This is a genomic window from Paraburkholderia sediminicola (assembly GCF_046026675.1).
GTDB classification, from domain to species: Bacteria; Pseudomonadota; Gammaproteobacteria; order Burkholderiales; family Burkholderiaceae; genus Paraburkholderia; species Paraburkholderia sediminicola_F.
On record NZ_JAQQEY010000001.1, the window covers coordinates 3,349,828 to 3,369,078 of the forward strand.

Here is a 19,251-nt window from a genome sequence, read left to right on the forward strand (position 1 = left end):
TTGCACGGCCCCACTTCACTCCGCAGCAAGTTGAGTGAAGCGGGCCGGAGATGGCGCGTCAGAACGCAGGCTTAGTGCTTCACGTCAGCGCCGTTGTCCTGATCGGACGCCTGACCTTGCATGTTCATCTTCATTTCGTTGTTGGCTGTCTGCTTGTCAGCCTTCTGGTTGATCTTGGCGTCGCGCACCTGCTCCTTGTACTGCGACTTGGCAGCCTTTTTCTGCTGCGCCAACTCCGCCTTGGACGCCTTCTTCGACGCCTTGTATTCGGCGTTAGCCTGCGCGTTGGCGTCGCGCTTCTGGACCAGCGGATCGGTCGAGCCCGATGCCGTCAGACGCGTCGGCGCCGGCGTCACCGGCTGTACACCTTGCGCGGCCGGTGCTGCGGGCGCGACATCGGCGCCTTGGGTCTGGACCTGTGCCTGGCCGTTCATACCGGCGGCCGGTTGCACGGTCTGCGCGAACGCCGCGGTAGCGGCAAAAGCGGTCAGGGCGGTACCGATCAGGAGCGTACGAATCTGAGTCATGGCTAAATCCTCTCTAAGGTTGTTGTGACGCGGGCGCCGTATCCGATGCGGCACATTGACGTGTGCTTCATGCCATGCGCACCTCGCCCGGTCTATTCGTCGCTGGGAAAAATCCAGCAAGCTTTCCTACAGACCCGCACTTTACGAGTGAAGTTCGTAATATACGACCTGTGTTACGGAACGTTTCATTTTCTGACAACTACATAACATCTGCTTGCAATCACCCGAAAACGCTCCGGCAACACGAGGCTATTCATTCAGGGCAAGCTTGTGGCTTATGATGCGAACCCTTTGCTTCAAGGTGCAAACGCCATGCCCAACCTCGATTTCACACTGACCGGCGACTACGTCGAACTGCACAATCTCCTGAAGATAACGGGGCTTGCGGACAGCGGCGGGTCGGCAAAAATGATGGTCGCGGACGGTGCGGTGACCGTCGACGGCCGGGTCGAAACGCGTAAAACCTGCAAAATCCGCGCGGGCCAGGTCGTACTGCTGGGCGATACGCGCATCGCGGTGCACGAGGCCTGACGCGCCAAGTCCGAAAACTCGGGGGACCGCGCGCACCAAAATCGTGCCTCTTCCATCGACATCCCCGCGCCTAACCAATAAGCTGTCAATTTCGACAGACAAACAATCGGCTGACAGCCGCCCTACGCTCCGGTGAGCCACCGCATTTCGCCGCCTCACCGGCAGCACGCAAGCCCCGCGAACCGGCTGGGCTCCGCCCTCCGCCACGCTGTCGCCCCTTCCGCTTCCAAGCGCTCCATGACTCAATCCGGCTTCACCCGGGTGGCCGCCCGGCCGCCGACCCTGACCCGCCACGCTGCCGACACCGCGCGGCTCGCGGCTCCGCTCGCCATCGCGCAACTTTCGCAAATGGCGATGGGCGTCACCGATACGATCCTGCTCGGCTCGCTCGGCCCCGATGCGCTCGCCGCCGGCGGCCTCGGCGCGAACCTGTTCTTCGTCGTCGTCACGCTGCTGCAGGGCGTGCTCACCTCCGTCAGCGTGAGCGTGTCGCATGCGCGCGGCGCGCAGGACGAAGGCCGCGTGCCGCATATCTACTGGACCGGCCTCGTGTTGTCGGTGCTGCTGTCGGTGCCCGCGTTCTTCCTGCTGTCGTTCGCCACGCCGATCCTGCTGGCCTTCGGCGAACCCGCGCTGCTCGCGCACAACGTCGGCGAATACGCGGCGGTGCTGCGCTGGGGCTCGCTCGGCAGCCTGATCGGCGTCGGCCTGATGCGCTCGTTCCTGCCGGCCATCGGCGCGGCCAAGCGGCTCCTGTGGGTGTCGCTCGTCAGCGTGTTCGTCAATGGTTTTCTCAACTACGGGCTGATTCACGGCGTCTACGGACTGCCTCGCTTAGGCTTTCTCGGTTCGGCGGCGGCCACCTCGATCACCGTCTGGCTGAGCGCGCTCGTGCTGATGGCCTTGTTGCATCTGCGGCCACGCTATAAGCATTTCGTCGTTGCGACGCGGCCGAACGTGCCGTTGATGGGCGAGTTGTTCGGCATCGGCTGGCCGGTCGCGATCACCTATGGCGTCGAATCGACGCTGTTCCTCGCCACCGGCCTGATGGTCGGCCTGCTCGGCGAATCGCAACTGGCCGCGCATCAGATTGCCTTGAACGTCGCCTCGGTGGCCTTCATGGTGCCGCTCGCGATCGGCCAGGCGGCCAATGTGCGGGTCGGCTACTGGTCCGGCGCCGGCCAGCCGCTCGCCGCGCGCCATGCGGGTTTCGTCGCGCTCGCGCTCGGGGTCGGCTTCATGACGCTGTCGGGCATCGTGCTGATCGCCGCGCCGCACTGGATCGTCGGCCTGTATCTGCATCTCGACGACCCGGCCAACGCCGCCACGGTGACGCTGGCGAGTTCGCTGCTCGGCGTGGCCGCGATCTTCCAGATCGTCGACGGCATGCAGACGGTCGGCTCAGGCTGCCTGCGCGGTCTGAAAGACACGCGCGTGCCGATGATCGCCGCGACGTTCGGGTACTGGGTCATCGGCTTTCCGACCGGCTACGTGATGGCATTTCACTTCGGGCTGGGCGCGCGCGGTTTGTGGTGGGGACTCGCGGCCGGCCTTGCCAGCGTCGCGCTGCTGATGACGCTGCGCTTTCACAAACTGAGCTTGCGGCGCGTGCCGGTTATGCCCGGCACGCCGCCTGCCCCTTCGGCCTGAAGTCACCTGAGTCCGGCCAACGGTCGGCCTTAACCCACCATTTCGCGGATGGTTGCGCCCGCAACCATCGTTTCCCGGCAAGCGCGCCGCGAACGGTAAAATGCGCCCTCTGGCAAAATCGCGCGCACCCGCGCGACGCCACACGCGCGCCTCACAAAGGCCCGCGCCGCCTGGCGGCCCGACACCCGCCGCCAGCATCCGCCGCTCCTCGCGAGCGGCGCCCCAGGTATGCACCGCTCCTTGCAGCATGCCGCCCGACTGACCGCCGAATTTCGCTACAAAACATAACCAAGGACCACCCGTCATGCTTGCCCGCGTCACCCGTTTATTTCCGCTCTGGGCCGTGCTCGTTTCGATTGCCGCGTACTTCTCGCCCGCCTCGTTCACCGGTATTGCGCCGCACGTCACCACGCTCCTGACGATCATCATGCTGGCCATGGGCGTCACGCTCTCGGTGGCCGATTTCCAGCGCGTCTTCACACGACCCGCACCGGTAGTTGCCGGCATCGTGCTTCATTACCTCGTGATGCCGCTCGCCGCATGGGCCATCGCCAAGGCACTGCGCATGCCGCCGGATCTGACCGCGGGCATGGTGCTGGTGGGCAGCGTGGCAAGCGGCACGGCATCGAATGTGATGATCTACCTGGCCCGCGGCGACGTGGCGCTATCAGTAACGATCAGCGCGTTGTCGACACTGGTCGGCGTATTCGCGACGCCGCTGCTCACGCGTCTTTATGTGGATGCATCGATTGCCGTCGACGTGCACGGCATGCTGATGAGCATCCTGCAGATCGTCGCGCTGCCGATCGTGGTCGGCCTTATCGTCAACCAGTTGTTCAACAAGGCGGTACGCAAGATCGAACCGATCTTGCCGCTGATCTCGATGGTCGCGATTGTGTTGATCATCGGCGCGGTGGTGGGCGGCACGCAGAAAAGCATCGCGTCGGTGGGCCTCGTGGTCATGCTGGGCGTGGTGCTGCACAACGGCATCGGTTTGCTCGGCGGCTATTGGGGCGGCCGTCTGCTCGGCTTCGACGAAGCCGTCTGCCGCACGCTCGCTATCGAAGTGGGCATGCAGAACTCGGGACTCGCGGCAACACTCGGCAAGCTGTATTTCACGCCGATCGCGGCATTGCCGGGCGCGTTGTTTTCGGTGTGGCATAACCTGTCCGGCTCGCTGCTCGCGGGGTATTGGGCAGGACGTCCCGCGAAAGGATCGACGCATCCGGATGGCGAGCGCGCATTGAACGTCGAACGCGGGTAATCACGAACCTGCGACGCGCGTCGTAGCCACACGGAAGATCGAAAGCCCGCACGCCTGATTCCCCTTAGAATGCATTTCTCGACAGCGTGAGCGCGCTACCCGCGCTGCCGCGATGAGAAGCGTGCAAACCAGGGAGAGCCAGCGTGTCGTGGCATCAAAATCAAGATCAGACCGCATCGGACCGCAAGTGCGCGTTCAGCACACCCAGCAGGAAGACCTCTTGGGAGACGACGAGACATTTCTTCCTGCTGTGCTGCGCAATGGCATTTCTGACCGCTTGCGCGACCAAGCCGCCTGCCACCGCATTCGACCGTCCGGTCACCCACGCACTGCCCGCCACTGAAACAACGCCGCTTCACACGGCCCTCGCGCCACTCGAAGCCGCGCATCCGAATCAGACCGGTTTCCGGGTGCTCTCTAGCGGCGCCGACGCCTTGCAGATGCGCATTGCGCTCGCACGCGCGGCGACGAAAACCCTCGACATGCAGTACTACATCGCCAACGAGGACACCACCGGCAAGCTGCTGCTCGGCGCCGCGCTCTATGCGGCCGACCACGGCGTGAGAGTGCGCATGCTGGTCGACGATCTGAACTTCAAGGACATCGACCGAACGATGGCGGGTCTGAACTCGCACGACAACATCGAGATCCGCGTTTTCAATCCGTTCGGCAGCGCGCAGGAAGGCGTATTCGAACGCACTACGAACGTGTTCACGCAGATCGGCCATTTCACGCGCCGCATGCACAACAAGTCGATGATTACCGACAACCAGTTGGCCATTGTCGGTGGCCGCAACCTCGGCGACGAATATTTCAGCGCGAGCGAAACGCTGCAGTTCCGCGACCTCGACGTGCTGGCCGCCGGCCCGGTAGTCGCCGACGTCTCCGCCAGTTTCGACGACTACTGGAACAGCAGCATCGCCTATCCGCTGCGGGCGCTGAACAAGCAGAAGTTCGATGCGAAAGAACTCGACCAAACGCGCGACGATTTACGCCAGCACTGGCGCACCAACGCCGACCCGTACAACGCGAAACCGCTGAACGCCACACCGCTCGCCACGCAGATTGCCCAGGATCAACTTGGCTTGACGTGGGCGCCGGCCGAATTCAAGGCGGACCTGCCGGAGAAAATCGAACATCCATCGCCGGACTACGTCAGTCCGCCCATGCAGCGACTGGGCGAGTTGATGCACGACGCGCAGAAGGATTTTCTGATCATTTCGCCCTACTTCGTACCGCACGAGAGCGGCGTCAAGGCCGCCGGCGAACTGACGCATCGCGGCGTACGCATTGCGGTGTTGACCAACTCGCTCGCCGCGACCGACGCGGTAGCGGTGCAAGCCGGCTATAGCCCCTTCCGCGTGCCGCTGCTGCAGCAAGGCGTGGAATTGTATGAATTCAAACCGCAGCAAGAGTCACGGCGCACCGGATTCGCCGGATCCCGTTCGCGCGCCAGTCTGCACGCAAAAACCTTTGTGATCGACCACAAGATTCTGGTGATCGGCTCGATGAATCTCGACCCGCGCTCGGCCAATCTGAACACCGAACAGACGCTGGTCATCCATAGCCCGGCGCTCGCCGAGCAGGTTGCACAGATCTTCGAACGTGCGATTGCGCCCGAAGCCAGCTACCACGTCACACTCGCCGACGCGGCGCAACTCGCCTATCTGCGCTCGATCGGCGCGCCCCTCTCGCCGCTTGTCTGGACCGACGTCGAGGACGGCACGCGCCGCACCTATATCTTCGACCCCCAAGCGGGTTTTTACCGGAACGCGCTAACGGGTCTATTCTCCTTATTGCCCGTCAACGCAGAACTTTGAGAAGCGGAGTTGAACCATGGCTGAAGACGTACGAATGGAGCGCGACACGTTCGGTGAAATCGCCGTACCGAACGCTCGTTTATGGGGTGCGCAGACCCAGCGCTCGCTGCAGAATTTCCGCATTTCGTCTGAAAAACAATCGCCCGAACTGATCACCGCGCTAGCCGTCATCAAGCGCGCCGCCGCCGAGGTCAACCAGGGTCTGGGCGTGCTCGACGAGAACAAGGCCAAGGCGATCATGCAGGCGGCCGACGAGATCATCGACGGCAAGCACCCTGAAGAATTTCCGCTCGCAGTCTGGCAAACCGGCTCCGGCACACAGACCAACATGAACCTCAACGAGGTAATCGCGAATCGCGCGAGCGAGCTGCTCGGCGGCGAGCGCGGCGAAGCGCGCAAGGTACATCCGAACGACGATGTGAATCGCGGCCAGTCATCGAACGACGTGTTTCCGACGGCAATGCACGTGGCCGCCGCCTACGCGATCGTCAAGCATCTGCTGCCCGCGCTGAAGACGCTGCGCGAGACGCTCGACGGCAAGGCGAAAGCCTTCGCGGACGTCGTCAAGATCGGCCGCACGCACCTGCAGGACGCCACGCCGCTGACGCTCGGCCAGGAGTTTTCGGGCTACGTCGCGCAACTCGATCATGGCATCCGTCACGTGGAATCGGCGCTGCCGCATCTGTACGAACTCGCCCAGGGCGGCACGGCAGTCGGCACCGGTTTGAACGCGCATCCGCAGTTCGCCGACAAGGTGGCGGCGGCGATCGGCAAACTGACCGGCTTGCCATTCGTCTCCGCGCCGAACAAATTCGAAGTGATGGCCGCGGCCGATGCGCTGGTGTTCGCGCATGGCGCGTTGAAGACGGTGGCGGCGAGCCTGAACAAGATCGCCAACGACATCCGCTGGCTCGCAAGCGGCCCGCGTTGCGGCCTCGGCGAACTGTCGATTCCGGAGAACGAACCAGGCAGCTCGATCATGCCGGGCAAGGTCAATCCGACCCAGTCCGAAGCCTTGACGATGCTGTGCGCACAAGTGTTCGGCAACGACGTCGCGGTGAATATCGGCGGTGCGAGCGGCAACTTCGAGTTGAACGTGTTCCGGCCGATGATTGCGCACAACGTGCTGCAATCGGTCCGTTTGCTCGCCGACGGCGCGCAAAGTTTCAACGACAACTGCGCAGTGGGTATCGAGCCGAATCGCGAGCGCATCGATACGTTGCTCAACGAATCGCTAATGCTGGTGACGGCGCTCAATCCACACATCGGTTACGACAAGGCCGCGCAGATCGCGAAGAAGGCGCACAAGGAAGGCACGACGCTAAAGGCATCAGCGCTCAAGCTCGGCTATGTCACCGAACAGCAGTTCGACGAATGGGTGCAGCCGAAGGATATGGTCGGGCATTCGGCGGGGTGATCGCCGATGGGATCGGCCGGAGGTTGGCCGATCCGGCAGATTGGCTGATTTGATGGCAATTAGCAGGCCGCGCGGATGCAATGTTCGCGCGTGGTGTTGTGCATGCCCCTGGCAAGCGGCGGCACGTCCCCGCAAGGCGTGCCGATGCCGCCCGAGGCGCCGCTTAAACCTTCCCTTGCGCCACTTCTTCCGGCTTCAGTTCGACGATCGCGTCGAGCGCATCCTTCACATCCATCGCGTACTTGGCAAGGCGCTTCTGCTCATCCGTTTCCGGGACGAACGCCGGCACCGGCACCGGGTGGCCATTCTCATTGACCGCGACCATCACCACGAGGCAGTCCGTGGTTTGCAGCAACTCGCCGCCCTTCGGATCGCCCGCCTGCACTGACACGTGGATGTGCATGCTGGTGCGCCCCGTCGCCACGACCCGTGCGCGCAGCTCAACCAGATTGCCGACCAGGATCGGCCGGCGAAAGCGGATATTGCCGACGCTGACCGTCACGCAGTAGCGCCCCGACCACACCGCCGAGCACGCGTACGCGGTCTCGTCGATCCATTTCATCAATGCGCCGCCATGCACCTTGCCGCCGAAGTTGACCGAGCTGGGCTCGGCGAGAAAGCGGAAGGTGGTTTCGGAACGATCCAGGGGCGCTAAGGCAGGGGTGCTCATCTTGACTCCGGTCAATCGGACGCATTTAAAGGAGGCGATTATACGAGCGCAATATTGACTCCGTCGTAGATCGAGTGGGGTTATGTGGCCGAATGTCGGCCTGGACGAGCGCAATGCTTTCGTCGCGCTTTCGGTTCAAGACCCGCTTAACTCGCCGCCACAAGCGCAGAAACCGCCGCGCGCTGCGGCACGACCGCCGACTCGAACCGCTCCCGATACTCCAGCGGCAACACGCCGAAGCGCCGCACAAAGGCTCGCCTCAAATTCTGCTCGCTGCCGAAGCCACAATCGAGCGCAATCCGCTTCAGCGGCCGGCGCGACTCCGCCAGCGCCCGCGCGGCCGCCTCCAGCCGCAGTGCCGACACCGTTTTAGCCGGCGTGCGGCCAACCTCGTCGACGTAGCGACGCGCGAAAGTCCGCGGACTCATCTGCGCGCGCTCGGCCAGCCGCTCGACCGACAGGTCGTCGCGCAAATGGGCCGTCATCCAGCTATGCAACGCCTCGAACGGTCCGCCAGCCGAGGCCTGTGCAGCAAGCGCAGCGCTGAATTGCGACTGGCCGCCGGGCCGCTTCATGAACACCACCAGCCGCCGCGCTGCCTGCATCGCAACCGCGTGGCCGACATCTTCTTCGATCAGCGCGAGCGCCAGATCGATGCCCGCCGTCACGCCCGCTGACGTCCAAACCACGCGCTTTCCCTCGCCATGGCCCACGTCGCGGATAAAAATCGGATCAGCGTCGACCTGTACGTTGGGAAAGCGCTGCGCAAGATGCGGCGCTTCCCGCCAATGGGTGGTCGCCCGGCGGCCGTCGAGCAGGCCCGCCGCTGCGAGATAGAAGGCTCCCGTGCAGACCGAGCAGACGCGCCGCGCCTCCGGCGCACGACGCCTGATCCACGCGACGAGTTCCGGCTGCAACGTGCAGTGTTCGTCGATCGGGACGCCGGGGACGATCAGGGTGTCGATCGGCTGGTCGTCGAGCGAATCGAGCCGTTGGGTGACGACCGGCAGGCCCGGAAAGGTTTGCAGCACGCCGCCGTCGATCGATGCGACCGTCGTGCGATAGGCGACCGGCTCGGCAGCATTGCCAGACTTGCCCGCCGCAGCCGCCATCGTCAACTCTGCGCGCCAGAACGCCTCAAGCGGCCCGCACGCATCGAGCAACACGAGCTCAGGAGCGACCGCGAAAACAATATGACGTGCCGTCATCAGGACACCCCCGCCGCAAGTTGCCGCTTTCTCGACCACGCATACGCCAGCGTGGCCAACGCCGCCATCCCCAGCAGCGGGAAGATCGCGGCATTGATCGTCGCCCAGCCGAAGCGCGCCAGCAATTGCCCGGCAAACAGCGAGCCCAGCGCGGAAAACGCAAACGTCGTGAATTCGCTGGTCGCCTGCGTCTTGGCCCGCTCGGACGGCCGGTACGATTGTGCGAGCAGCGTCGAGCCGCCGACGAACATGAAATTCCACCCCACGCCCAGACATGCAAGCGCCGCGTAGAAGTGCGGCAGATCGGTCGAGCGCAACGCCAACACACCGCACAGCGCCGACAGCGCGATCCCCGCACCGATCACCGGCAACACGCCGAAGCGCCTGATCAGCCGCGCGGAAAACAGCGACGGCGCGAACATGCCGACCAGATGCCATTGGATGATCGCCGCGCCGTCGCCGATCGTGTGGCCGCACGCGACCGCCGCAATCGGCGTCGCGGTCATCACGAACATCATCACGGCGTAGCCGAGCGCGTTATTGGCGAGCGCCGCGGCAAAGATCGGCTGTCGCACGATTTCGCCAAGCGGTCGCGCCGGTTCATGCGTCACGGCCGCACTCGCGGACGGTGCGGCGTCGCGATACAGCAGCGCCAGCATGGCAATCGATGCGAGCCCGAAGCCGGTGACCAGCGCATAGGAGCCGGCGAACGCGACCGGCGCGAGCCAGTCCTTGCTCCATGCGGCGAGAAGTGGTCCGCAAACGGCTGCCACCACGCCGCCGGTGAGTACCGTCGAAATCGCGCGGCTTTTCCCTTCGATTCCGACCGCATCCGCGGCCGCCAGCCGGTAGTACTGCGCGAACGCCTGGAACACACCGACGGTCGCCGTGCCGGCGCAGAACGCCCAGAAGCTGTGATGAAAGATCGCCCACACGGAGACGGCGCCGCCCAACGCGCCGACGCCCGCGCCGAGCATGAAGCCCGCGCGCCGGCCGATGCGCGCCATCAGGAACGACGCGAAGATGGTGGTCAGTGCGGCGGCGACGGTAATCAGTGAAAACGGCAGCGTCGCGAGCGCCTTGTCGTCGGCAAGCGAGTAGCCGACCAGACCGGTCAAGGTCAGATCGATCGAGACCGATGAGGTGTAGAGCGCCTGGCAGACCGCCAGCACGCGCGCGGCGCGCCGGCTATGAGGGTCGGAGTGGCCGGAGCCGGTTTGCGTGGCGGCAAAGGACGCAACGGCGGAGGAAGCAGCGGGTGGCGGCATCGGTAGGCCTCGGACGGCGGAAGTGGCGATGCCTGGATCGTCACATGGCCGGAGGTGGCAGAAATGCCAATGATGCATCAATTCCAGCCAGCCGCTGCACTCGCCCATCTGAAAATGTGACCACGGCGGCCTCGTGCTTACTTGCGGACCGAAATGCCTTCGTCGATCGTGCCGTACATCGTGATACTGCCCGTGCCCGCGCCCGAACTCGAGCCGGAACCGCCCTGCGCGCACGCGCTGAACAGCAGAACCGCGGCAGCGGCGGCAAGAAGAAATTTCATGACAGCGTGTTCCTGCAAAGACAGAGTTCGATTCTAGCCTGACGGGCCAACGCGACACCAAAGCGGCATCGCCGCACCGACACGCAGAAACAGCGCCTCATCGAAGCGCGCACTGGCCTGCCCTGCCCTGCCCTGCCCTGCCCGCCGGATTTTCGTAGCCACTGCATTCGACGATTCACGCTAAGCTGAAACATCGAATACGGCAGCCAGATACAGTGGACTGCATGGCGCCCATGCCCGCGCCGCCAACCGGAGACGGCTGATGCCCACCACCCTCACAGACGAACAGAATCACTTCCCCGGCTTGAGCCGCATCGGTGCGCTGCTCGCCGATCCCGGCCGCGCCGCGATGCTGTGGTCGCTGATGGACGGCAGCGCCCGCCCGGCGGGTGAACTGACGATGATCGCCGGGCTCTCGCCGTCGGCGGCCAGCGCCCATCTGGCGCGTCTGACAGACGGCGGCCTGCTCGCGCTCGAAGTGCGCGGCCGGCATCGCTATTTCCGGATCGCCTCGTCGGATATCGCCGCGTCCATCGAAGCGCTCGCCAACGTTGCGCAGGTCAGCGCGCCGCAACGGGCCGTGCCGCGTCCGGTGCGCACCGTGCCAGTCGACATGCGCTACGCTCGCACCTGCTACGACCATATGGCCGGTGAATTGTCGGTGCGGGTGTTCGAGCGGCTGGTCGAGGGCGGTCTGCTGACGCTACACGGCTCATCGCTCGAAGCCACTACCGACGGCGCCGCCCGTTTCGCCGAGTGGGGCATCGACATGTCTACCCAGAAGAGCCGCCGACGCCGCTTCGCCTGCACCTGTCCCGACTGGAGCGAACGGCGTCCGCACCTGGGCGGCGCGCTCGGCGCCGCGCTGCTCGATTCGTGGTCGGCGCATGGCTGGGTCGAACGCACTGAGCGGCCGCGGATCTTGCGCATCACCCCGGCAGGCCACCGCCATTTCGACGCGTTCCTGGCCGCTTGAAACACGCTTAACTGATTGACGCGATTACAGAATTTGCGCATTCAGCTTACGAAACGCCTTATCGAGACCTTTTGTTACACGCTCGTAGGGGAACCTTACAAAAGTGGGGGCCTTGAAACAAAGCGCAAGGGTAGAGTGACTCTCACGGATGTCGCACAATGCGCGTCCGTCGGAGAGAAACCATGAGAACAGTGACCACACCCCAACAATCGAAACGCCGGATCACCGGCTACACGCTGATCGCTGCCGCGGCGTTCCTGTTCGCTGCGCAAGCCACCCTCGCGCAGGAAGCCGAACAGGCGCCGCCAGGGGCTGCATCACAACAGAACACCGATCCGCCTGGGCGTGTTGCACGTCTGAACTACACGGCCGGTGCCGTGACCACCGAGCCGGCCGGCGCAACCGACTGGTCGTACGCACAGATCAATCGCCCGCTCACCACCGGCGATCAGTTGTGGAACGATCAGAACGCGCGCTCCGAACTGCATATCGGCTCGACCGCGGTGCGCCTCGGCCAGTCCACCAGCCTCGACCTGCTCAATCTCGATGACAACAGCGCGCAGCTGAAGGTCGCGCAGGGCACATTGTCGGCGCGCGTGCGCGAACTGGCGCCGGGTTCCTCCTATGAAATCGACACGCCGAATGTGGCACTCGGCCTGAACGGCCCCGGCGACTATCGTGTCGATGTCGCGCCGGACGGCAGCAGCACCACCGTCACCGTGCGCAGCGGCAGCGCCACGGTGTACGGCGACAGCGGCCAGGTGCCGGTCGCGGCCGGCCAGCAGATCCGCTTTGCCGGTACCAACCTGCAACAGGTCGCCGACAGCGGCGCACCGGGCCTCGACGGCTTCGATCAATGGGCGGCGAGCCGCGACGCCTCGGAAGACCGCTCGGTCTCGGCACGCTATGTGTCGCGCGACATCCCCGGCTATCAGGACCTCGACGCCAACGGGACGTGGCGCAGCAGCCCTCAGTACGGTGAAGTATGGGTGCCGCGTGCAACCCCCGCCGGCTGGGCGCCTTATCACGATGGCCACTGGGTGTGGCAAGCGCCGTGGGGCTGGACCTGGGTCGACGACGCGCCGTGGGGCTTCGCGCCCTACCATTACGGTCGCTGGGCCCAGGTCGACGACGACTGGGCGTGGGTACCGGGGCCGGTCGTGGTCAGCGAACCGCCCGTCTACGCACCGGCGCTGGTCGCCTTCGTGGGCGGCGGTGGCGGCGGAGTCGACTGGGGGGTGAGCCTGGCGATTGGCGGCGCGGTCGCGGCCGGCGTCGCGTGGTTCCCGCTGGGCCCGGGCGAACCGTGGCACCCGCACTGGGGCGATCACGATCATTGGAGCCCGGGGTACTACAACCGCGTTAACAACACGACGGTCGTCAACAACTACAACCGCAACGTGACGAATGTGAATGTGACCAATGTTCACAACACGTACGTCAACTATCGGCCGGGCGGCGTGACCGCGGTGCCGGCGACCGCCTTCGTGCATGGTCAATCGGTTGGCCGCTTCGCCCAAAAGGTCGATCCGCACCAGTGGCGCAACGCGCAGATCAATCCGGGCGGTCCGGGGATCGCACCGGTGAAGGAAAGCTTCGGACCGGGTCTGCGTAACGCGAACTACCGTCCGCCGGCCGGCGCAATGGCGCGTCCGGTCGTCGCTACGCGCAGTCCAGCCGTGCCGGCGGCGTACCACGATAGTCTTGCGCAACGTTTTGCGCAGAGCGGCGGACGGGTGCCGGGCGCGGGCGCGCCGATCGTGCGAACCTCGGTGCCGGCTCATATAGCGGGCGGTCCGGGAGCCATGCCCGTGCAGAACGTGCGGGTCGTGCAATCGCATATGGCCGGACGGACGCCGGGCGCAGCACCGGGTGCGCCGGGTGTGGCGGGTACGCCTAATGGCATGCAGCAGGCCAGTCAGCGGCCGGGCGAAGCGCCCAACGGTCAACCGCAACGGGGCGGCGAACCGCAGGCGCGGCCAGGCATGCCGCCGCAAGTAGCCAACGTGCATCAGCAACCCGCCGAGGCAGCTCATCCGTCCAATGGCGTGCCCCGTCCGCCGCAAGCGAACGGCGCCAACCCGAACGCTTTCGTGCAACAGCACGGCGTGCCGACGCAAGCAGGTCAGCAACCGGGCGCGGAAGGACGGCACGAGCCTGCATGGACGCAGCCGCATACGCCAATGGCCCAGCAGGCGCAGCAGCGCGGCGCCCCGCTGGAACAGGCTCGTCCGGAGCAGCAACAACAGGCGGCTCAGCGCCAGCCGGAAGCGCAGCCGCAGCGCGCACCTGACGTGCGTGCACAGCCCCAGGAGCCCCGGCCGCAACCGGCGAAGGAGGCGCAGCAGCAACCGCGTCAGGAGAATGGTCCGCAGCCGCAACAGGAACAGCAGCCGCGTCCGCAGCAAGTGCAACAGCCACGCCCTGAGCAGCGTCCGCAGCAGGTACAGCAGCCGCGTCCTGAGCCACGTCCGCAACAGGTGCAGCAGCCGCGTCCTGAACCACGTCCGCAGCAGGTGCAGCAGCCGCGTCCTGAGCAGCGTCCGCAGCAGGCGCAACAGCCGCGTCCTCAACAGCAGCCGCAGCGTGTGGAACAGCAGCGTCCCCAGCCGCAACCGCAGCACGCCGAGCAGCATTCGGGCGGCGGCAATCGTGACGAGCATCACAAAGGCTAACGGTTACGCGCGCAGCTAGATGCAGTGACAACCTGACGGCCGGAAGTCAGCAAGAAAAAACCCCCTCGATTCGCATCGCGGGGGGTTTTCTTTGAGTGGCCTGCGAACAGATACTCAGAGCGCGTTCAGACCGCCATCGGCGCCGTGAGCGGCTCGTGATGCCGATAGCCGACCAGCGAGAAGTCCGACGGCTCGATCTTCTCCAGCCATTCCGGTTCATACACGCCGGTTTTCGCATAGTCCGGCACACGGTCCGAGATCGCGAAAGCCGGGCTTTCATACGGCTCGCGCGTGAGCTGTTGCTGCAGCATGCCGAGCTGGTTCTCGTAGATATGCGCGTCGCCGATGAAGTAGGTGAACCAGCGCGGCGTATAACCCGTCAGCCGGCCGACCAGATGCAGCAACGCAGCGCCTTCAGTCAGATTGAACGGTGTGCCGAGGCCGACATCGTTGCTGCGAATGTACAAACACAGCGAAATTTCACGCCGCGCAACATTCGGCAGAAACTGATAGAGCAGGTGGCAAGCCGGCAACGCGATCTGGTCCAGCACGGCGGGGTTCCAGGCATGAAACAAAATTCGCCGGTCGGCCGGGTTCTGCATGATCGTGTCGAGGCACTGCCGCAACTGGTCGATCGCCTTGTACAGCAGCACCTTGGGGCTACCATCTTCCTCGAATTCCGTCACCACCTGGAAGCCACGCGCCGTGGCGTCGGCCAGCTGCGCGGCGGCGTCTGCGTCCAACACCTTGTAGGCCGGCCACCGGCGCCACTGCACGCCATACACGTCGCCGAGATCGTCCGGACCCTGGCGATACGGATTGGCAAGCCATTGCGGATTCTGGTTGGCGTTCGCGTCCCACACTTTGCAGCCGAGATCGCGAAAATCCGCGGCGCTGCGCGAGGCGCGCAGAAAGCCGACCAGCTCGCCCACCGCCGACTTGAACGCCAGTTTTTTCGTGGTGACTGCGGGAAAGCCCTGCTGGAGGTCGAAGCGCAACATGGCGCCCGGCATGCTGATGGTGCGGATGCCGGTGCGATTCTCCTGCCACGTGCCGGTGTCGAGAATCGTGCGGACGAGGTCGAGGTATTGTTTCATGCGGGTTCCTTCGACGAAGCGCGCGCCTGGTCAGGCACACGCGCCACGGAGATTGAGCGGAAAACCCGATTTTAACAAGCGCAGCCGGACGGCGCCTGGTCGAGGCGCGCCGCGGAGAAAATATCGGTGGCTAAGTGGGCGCCAAGTGGACACCTACGCCCGTCAGAGATGCGGCACCGAAGCCGGCAATTCGCCGTGCGGCGTGACAAGCGGTTCGCCTTCCATATGACGCATGCCGTGTGAGCACAGCAGGCGGTACAGCGTCACGCGCGAAATGCCGAGTTCCTGCGCGGCGTCGCCGAGACGGCCGCGATGGCGCAGCAGCGCGAGCTCGATGGCCTGGCGTTCGGCCGCTTCGCGCGCCTGCGCGAGTGAGACAGGTACGATCTCCACATACTCGGCCAACTCGAGATCACGGGCCGTGATCGCGCGCCCTTCCGACATCACGATGGCGCGCCGCACGCGATTGATCAACTCGCGCACGTTGCCCGGCCAGCCGTAGTTATGCAGCGCCGCGATGGCGTCGGGTGCGAAACCTCGCAGACGGCGGCTTGCATCTTTCTTGAAACGTTCCAGCATGTGCCGCGCAAGCAGTTCGATATCCTTACCACGTGCACGCAACGGTGGTTCGTCGATTTGCAGCACGCACAGACGGTGATAGAGGTCAGAGCGGAACCGCCCTTCGATCATCGCGGCCGTCATATCCACGTGCGTCGCCGAGATGATGCGCACGTCGACGTCGATTGAACCGTGGCCGCCGAGCCGCTCGACCTTGCGTTCCTGCAGGAAGCGCAGCAGGCTCGCCTGGCTTTCGAGCGGCAGATCGCCGATTTCATCGAGAAACAGCGTGCCGCCGTTGGCCGCTTCCACGCGGCCGATCTTGCGCTGATTCGCGCCGGTGAACGCGCCGCGCTCATAGCCGAATAGTTCGGATTGCAACAGATGTGGGGGAATCGCGCCGCAGTTGATCGGCACAAAAGGCGCATTGCGGCGAGCTGAGCGTTCGTGGATCGCGACTGCGGTCAGCTCCTTGCCCGTGCCCGACTCGCCTGAGATAAACACCGGCGCGTCGGTCATGGCCACTTTGCGGATCGAGCGGAATAGCGCGAGCATTGCGTCGCACGAACCGACCATTTCGCCTTCGGCGCCTTGCGATCCATCATTCGATGCCGGCTCGCCGAGTGAGATCATGCCGTATGCATGGCCGACCGAATCGACGATCCTGTCGCCCGAGTACGGCACCGTTACATAGTCGAAACAATAGTCCCGTACGAGCCGGCGCAAGGCCGCGTCCTGCAATTGTCCCGGCGTGGTTGCCGCAACCCAGCCGACGTTCGGCATGGTCAGACAGGACTCGAAGGCGGCGATTTCGTGTGGCTGAAAATCACTAGACAGATCGAGCAAGCCGCCCGCCGCCATTCCGGCGCGAACAGCACGGCGCACATCGCGCGCCGACCCCACGACTTCGACATGCCAGCCGCGCTGATGGAAGCGAGTATTCAGTTCCGCGCTCGGATCGCGTGAAACGTAAATCAGTTGCCGCGTTGCGGGTTCCATTATTCAGATCCTCTCGTCAACGAACGTTAAGGATGACGCACGCACCTGAACTTCAGTTCAGACACGCTGACTCGTTCGGGATTCGCGATATAGCAAAAACCGAACGGCCATTCCATTCCGTGCGGACAGCTGATCCCCAAGAAAGCGGCGTGTGTGTTTGAGACGGCCCGTTAGCGGGCTTTTTTAAATCTGAAGCTGTTTTCGAGAGCTTACTATACACGCGCCGCTTGGAAAACAATTATGCGAATTTAATCGGGGACTCCTTGCCCAGCAAGGCCAAGCGGCCGATAAATAGTTATTCAGCTTATGAATAAAAGCAATGTGGAAGCGCTTTTCCTAGCGTAGACCCCAAGGTACTTCATACCGTCGGATTTAACGAATTACAGGTATTTTCTGCCTGCCGTTTCAGCGCTGAAACGTTTTTGTCCGATTTCTTACCTGTTACTCCGCGGCATACGGGTCGCATCCAGACGCACCAATGGATTGCGACTCATGGCACACGTTTCGCTAAATGCTGTGCACCAAGGAGACACATCATGCGACTCGCTTTCCGCATCGACCTGAGCAGCATTGCACCTTGCGCCGCACTATGCGCCGCCGCGGTGACCTTGACCGTGCTGTCCGTTGGCGTCAATGCACAGGAATCCACACAGCCTCAATCCGCCACGATGGCCGAAACCGCCGATGCCGGTTCCGCCACCCTCGCGAGCACGACGCTCGCAGCGGTGGCCTCACCGACCAAGACGGTTACGGATGTCACTGATACGACAAGCGCCGCCGCGGTGGACAACACCGTGGCCACCACGAACGACAGCGCCGCGCCCCGCAGCGATCTGGCCGGCAACGCGCTGAGCATTTCCGCCGACGCCGCGTCTGTGACCGATCTCGTGCTGGACGATCAGGCGCTGTCCCACCAACGCGGCGGCTTCGGCGGCATGTTGATGGTCTCCGCGACGCCGCAGCTGGTGCGTGGCTTTAACAACAGTGGCAACGGCGTGACGCTGTGGGACGAAATCGCCCCGCCGTCGCAGTTGCCGGTTCCCGTCGACGTCGCCCGCTCCGCTCAAGGCAACGTCACGAGCTACCAGAGAAATTAGCGCAACGACCCGCTCGCTGCCCAAGACCGCACCGACCGATCGTCCGCCCGCAAGGAACTGACATGAACGCCTCAACCCAGAAGCCGAGCAGCAGTCCCAGCGCAGCCCTGCTGTGCACGCTGCTCGGCGTGCTCGCTGCCGGCGCCGTAACAAGTGCCACCGCGCAGCAGTTGACGCAGCCGGGCAACCTCGTCATTGAGCGCGACATCACGCCACGCGATGCGTTCGTGCCGGTGCCGAAGAACCAGGACCCGATCGCAGTCCAGGTGCAAACCTTCCCGAGGGCGACCTTCGATGGCGCGATCGGCACGATGGCGAGCGATCTCGACCTGAACGGCGCGCACGGCACGGCCGGTATCGCCGGCAACGGCTATATGCCTGCGCTGGTCGGCGCGAACGGTATCACACACATGCTGGCGGGCGCCGGCAACAACGTTCCGGTCGGCGCGGGCGCCAGCTTCGGCGGCGCAGGTGGGATCGGCAGCTCGATTGCCCAGTCGGTCAACAGTGCACTCGCCCCCTTGGGCGCCGCTCTAGGAGCCATGAAATGACAACGTCACGCGCGCCGGCCAAGCGCCTTCCGTCACGCAAACAGTCGCGCTGGCCCCTGCTCGCCTTGGCAGTGCTTGGCTGTGCGAGCTTCGCGGTCCATGCCCAAACGCTGCCAGCCCAGATCGACGCGGAATCGCTGATCGGCAAAGGCGCGGTCAGCGGCAGCCTGGGGGTCATCGCCATCAACGAGACCTCCGGACTCGACAACGCACAGGCGAATCAGGGCGTGTTCACCAACGGACCCACGCCTCTCAACCTGATCGGCAGCTTGCAGATCGCGGCCACGAACGCCAAGACGGCGGCTGCCAAAAGCACGATCAGCAGTAATGCATTTTCAAACACCTCTGGCCTTATCGAAGTGAATCAGTCGGCGGGTGTAGGGAATCTCCAGCGGAACAGCGCCGTAGTTGGTTCTGGACCGATTGGAGCGGAGATCGTAGCGGATGGGGTGCTATCCGCTACGACCGCCAAGGGCGGTGGCCTGGGAAGGTCTAGCGAAAACCACGACGTACGCGAGGTGTCCATCGGTACGGACGCGCTCAAAAACGTCAGTGGGATCGTTCAGATCAACCAGACAGCCGGCTCAGGTAACGTCAGTTCAAACAGTTTTGTGCTCCGTCCCCCGGCGGGCACCTTTTTCTAACGAGCCACACTCTTTATC

Annotated in this window: 17 protein-coding genes; 10 read left to right on the forward strand and 7 right to left on the reverse strand. The window is 64.2% G+C overall.

Annotated elements, in window-relative coordinates; all coding sequences use genetic code 11:
• Positions 1–71: 71 nt before the first annotated feature.
• Entirely contained in the window at positions 72–527 is a 456-nt protein-coding gene (locus PQQ86_RS14445) for a hypothetical protein (protein ID WP_408267859.1), read from the reverse strand.
• A gap of 312 nt (positions 528–839) precedes the next feature.
• Between PQQ86_RS14445 and PQQ86_RS14450 the strand changes: the two genes are divergently transcribed.
• The 5 genes from PQQ86_RS14450 to fumC all read left to right on the forward strand — a co-directional run bounded on the left by PQQ86_RS14450 (position 840) and on the right by fumC (position 7,209).
• Positions 840–1,058 (forward strand): RNA-binding S4 domain-containing protein, encoded by a 219-nt coding sequence (locus PQQ86_RS14450; protein ID WP_011489423.1) that lies wholly within the window; start codon positions 840–842, stop codon positions 1,056–1,058.
• A gap of 237 nt (positions 1,059–1,295) precedes the next feature.
• Positions 1,296–2,708 (forward strand): MATE family efflux transporter, encoded by a 1,413-nt coding sequence (locus tag PQQ86_RS14455; protein WP_054036166.1) that lies wholly within the window; start codon positions 1,296–1,298, stop codon positions 2,706–2,708.
• Between the two features lie 304 nt (positions 2,709–3,012).
• Positions 3,013–3,972 (forward strand): ketopantoate/pantoate/pantothenate transporter PanS, encoded by a 960-nt coding sequence (panS, locus tag PQQ86_RS14460; RefSeq protein ID WP_408267864.1) that lies wholly within the window; start codon positions 3,013–3,015, stop codon positions 3,970–3,972.
• Between the two features lie 260 nt (positions 3,973–4,232).
• Positions 4,233–5,792, forward strand: a complete 1,560-nt coding sequence (locus PQQ86_RS14465; protein ID WP_408267866.1) for a phospholipase D family protein — start codon at positions 4,233–4,235, stop codon at positions 5,790–5,792.
• Between the two features lie 16 nt (positions 5,793–5,808).
• On the forward strand, positions 5,809–7,209 hold the full coding sequence (gene fumC / locus PQQ86_RS14470) for a class II fumarate hydratase (protein WP_408267869.1): 1,401 nt from the start codon (positions 5,809–5,811) through the stop codon (positions 7,207–7,209).
• 163 nt (positions 7,210–7,372) lie between these two features.
• Here fumC and PQQ86_RS14475 read toward each other — a convergent pair whose 3' ends face one another.
• The 4 genes from PQQ86_RS14475 to PQQ86_RS14490 form a co-directional block, all read right to left on the reverse strand.
• The gene (locus PQQ86_RS14475) at positions 7,373–7,879 is read right to left on the reverse strand and encodes an acyl-CoA thioesterase (protein WP_097390047.1); all 507 of its coding nucleotides are present in this window, start codon (positions 7,877–7,879) and stop codon (positions 7,373–7,375) included.
• A 146-nt stretch (positions 7,880–8,025) separates the two neighbouring features.
• Complete coding sequence (locus tag PQQ86_RS14480; RefSeq protein ID WP_408267872.1) at positions 8,026–9,087, reverse strand: GlxA family transcriptional regulator; 1,062 nt, start codon at positions 9,085–9,087, stop codon at positions 8,026–8,028.
• Positions 9,087–10,355, reverse strand: coding sequence for an MFS transporter (locus PQQ86_RS14485; protein WP_408267874.1), 1,269 nt, complete (start codon positions 10,353–10,355; stop codon positions 9,087–9,089). Before PQQ86_RS14485 ends, PQQ86_RS14480 begins: the two co-directional genes overlap by 1 nt.
• Positions 10,356–10,492: 137 nt before the next feature.
• Positions 10,493–10,636 carry a hypothetical protein gene (locus PQQ86_RS14490; protein WP_408267876.1) on the reverse strand — a complete coding sequence of 48 codons (144 nt, stop codon included), beginning with the start codon at positions 10,634–10,636 and terminating at the stop codon, positions 10,493–10,495.
• Positions 10,637–10,898: 262 nt separating this feature from the next.
• Between PQQ86_RS14490 and PQQ86_RS14495 the strand changes: the two genes are divergently transcribed.
• The gene (locus PQQ86_RS14495; RefSeq protein ID WP_408267879.1) at positions 10,899–11,612 is read left to right on the forward strand and encodes an ArsR/SmtB family transcription factor; all 714 of its coding nucleotides are present in this window, start codon (positions 10,899–10,901) and stop codon (positions 11,610–11,612) included.
• Between the two features lie 182 nt (positions 11,613–11,794).
• Positions 11,795–14,287 carry a DUF6600 domain-containing protein gene (locus tag PQQ86_RS14500; RefSeq protein ID WP_408267882.1) on the forward strand — a complete coding sequence of 831 codons (2,493 nt, stop codon included), beginning with the start codon at positions 11,795–11,797 and terminating at the stop codon, positions 14,285–14,287.
• Between the two features lie 125 nt (positions 14,288–14,412).
• Here the strand turns inward: PQQ86_RS14500 and PQQ86_RS14505 are convergent, their stop codons facing one another.
• Together PQQ86_RS14505 and PQQ86_RS14510 are read right to left on the reverse strand one after the other, a co-directional pair.
• Positions 14,413–15,384 (reverse strand): thymidylate synthase, encoded by a 972-nt coding sequence (locus PQQ86_RS14505; RefSeq protein WP_408267885.1) that lies wholly within the window; start codon positions 15,382–15,384, stop codon positions 14,413–14,415.
• A 162-nt stretch (positions 15,385–15,546) separates the two neighbouring features.
• On the reverse strand, positions 15,547–16,941 hold the full coding sequence (locus PQQ86_RS14510; RefSeq protein ID WP_097390052.1) for a sigma-54 dependent transcriptional regulator: 1,395 nt from the start codon (positions 16,939–16,941) through the stop codon (positions 15,547–15,549).
• A gap of 536 nt (positions 16,942–17,477) precedes the next feature.
• On the opposite strand from PQQ86_RS14510, the gene PQQ86_RS14515 reads away from it, so the two are divergent.
• The 3 genes from PQQ86_RS14515 to PQQ86_RS14525 all read left to right on the forward strand — a co-directional run bounded on the left by PQQ86_RS14515 (position 17,478) and on the right by PQQ86_RS14525 (position 19,233).
• Positions 17,478–18,038 carry a RodZ family helix-turn-helix domain-containing protein gene (locus PQQ86_RS14515; RefSeq protein ID WP_408267888.1) on the forward strand — a complete coding sequence of 187 codons (561 nt, stop codon included), beginning with the start codon at positions 17,478–17,480 and terminating at the stop codon, positions 18,036–18,038.
• 62 nt (positions 18,039–18,100) lie between these two features.
• Positions 18,101–18,589 carry a FapA family amyloid fibril periplasmic chaperone gene (locus tag PQQ86_RS14520; RefSeq protein ID WP_408267890.1) on the forward strand — a complete coding sequence of 163 codons (489 nt, stop codon included), beginning with the start codon at positions 18,101–18,103 and terminating at the stop codon, positions 18,587–18,589.
• Complete coding sequence (locus PQQ86_RS14525; RefSeq protein WP_408267893.1) at positions 18,586–19,233, forward strand: FapB/FapC family functional amyloid domain-containing protein; 648 nt, start codon at positions 18,586–18,588, stop codon at positions 19,231–19,233. Before PQQ86_RS14520 ends, PQQ86_RS14525 begins: the two co-directional genes overlap by 4 nt.
• Positions 19,234–19,251 lie beyond the last annotated feature (18 nt).

Bases quoted from the DNA above. Each gene is read 5' to 3' on its own strand.
- PQQ86_RS14445 (WP_408267859.1), bottom strand. From the start codon at position 527: ATGACTCAGATTCGTACGCTCCTGATCGGTACCGCCCTGACCGCTTTT.
- PQQ86_RS14450 (WP_011489423.1), top strand. From the start codon at position 840: ATGCCCAACCTCGATTTCACACTGACCGGCGACTACGTCGAACTGCAC.
- PQQ86_RS14455 (WP_054036166.1), top strand. From the start codon at position 1,296: ATGACTCAATCCGGCTTCACCCGGGTGGCCGCCCGGCCGCCGACCCTG.
- panS (WP_408267864.1), top strand. From the start codon at position 3,013: ATGCTTGCCCGCGTCACCCGTTTATTTCCGCTCTGGGCCGTGCTCGTT.
- PQQ86_RS14465 (WP_408267866.1), top strand. From the start codon at position 4,233: ATGGCATTTCTGACCGCTTGCGCGACCAAGCCGCCTGCCACCGCATTC.
- fumC (WP_408267869.1), top strand. From the start codon at position 5,809: ATGGCTGAAGACGTACGAATGGAGCGCGACACGTTCGGTGAAATCGCC.
- PQQ86_RS14475 (WP_097390047.1), bottom strand. From the start codon at position 7,879: ATGAGCACCCCTGCCTTAGCGCCCCTGGATCGTTCCGAAACCACCTTC.
- PQQ86_RS14480 (WP_408267872.1), bottom strand. From the start codon at position 9,087: ATGACGGCACGTCATATTGTTTTCGCGGTCGCTCCTGAGCTCGTGTTG.
- PQQ86_RS14485 (WP_408267874.1), bottom strand. From the start codon at position 10,355: ATGCCGCCACCCGCTGCTTCCTCCGCCGTTGCGTCCTTTGCCGCCACG.
- PQQ86_RS14490 (WP_408267876.1), bottom strand. From the start codon at position 10,636: ATGAAATTTCTTCTTGCCGCCGCTGCCGCGGTTCTGCTGTTCAGCGCG.
- PQQ86_RS14495 (WP_408267879.1), top strand. From the start codon at position 10,899: ATGCCCACCACCCTCACAGACGAACAGAATCACTTCCCCGGCTTGAGC.
- PQQ86_RS14500 (WP_408267882.1), top strand. From the start codon at position 11,795: ATGAGAACAGTGACCACACCCCAACAATCGAAACGCCGGATCACCGGC.
- PQQ86_RS14505 (WP_408267885.1), bottom strand. From the start codon at position 15,384: ATGAAACAATACCTCGACCTCGTCCGCACGATTCTCGACACCGGCACG.
- PQQ86_RS14510 (WP_097390052.1), bottom strand. From the start codon at position 16,941: ATGGAACCCGCAACGCGGCAACTGATTTACGTTTCACGCGATCCGAGC.
- PQQ86_RS14515 (WP_408267888.1), top strand. From the start codon at position 17,478: ATGCGACTCGCTTTCCGCATCGACCTGAGCAGCATTGCACCTTGCGCC.
- PQQ86_RS14520 (WP_408267890.1), top strand. From the start codon at position 18,101: ATGAACGCCTCAACCCAGAAGCCGAGCAGCAGTCCCAGCGCAGCCCTG.
- PQQ86_RS14525 (WP_408267893.1), top strand. From the start codon at position 18,586: ATGACAACGTCACGCGCGCCGGCCAAGCGCCTTCCGTCACGCAAACAG.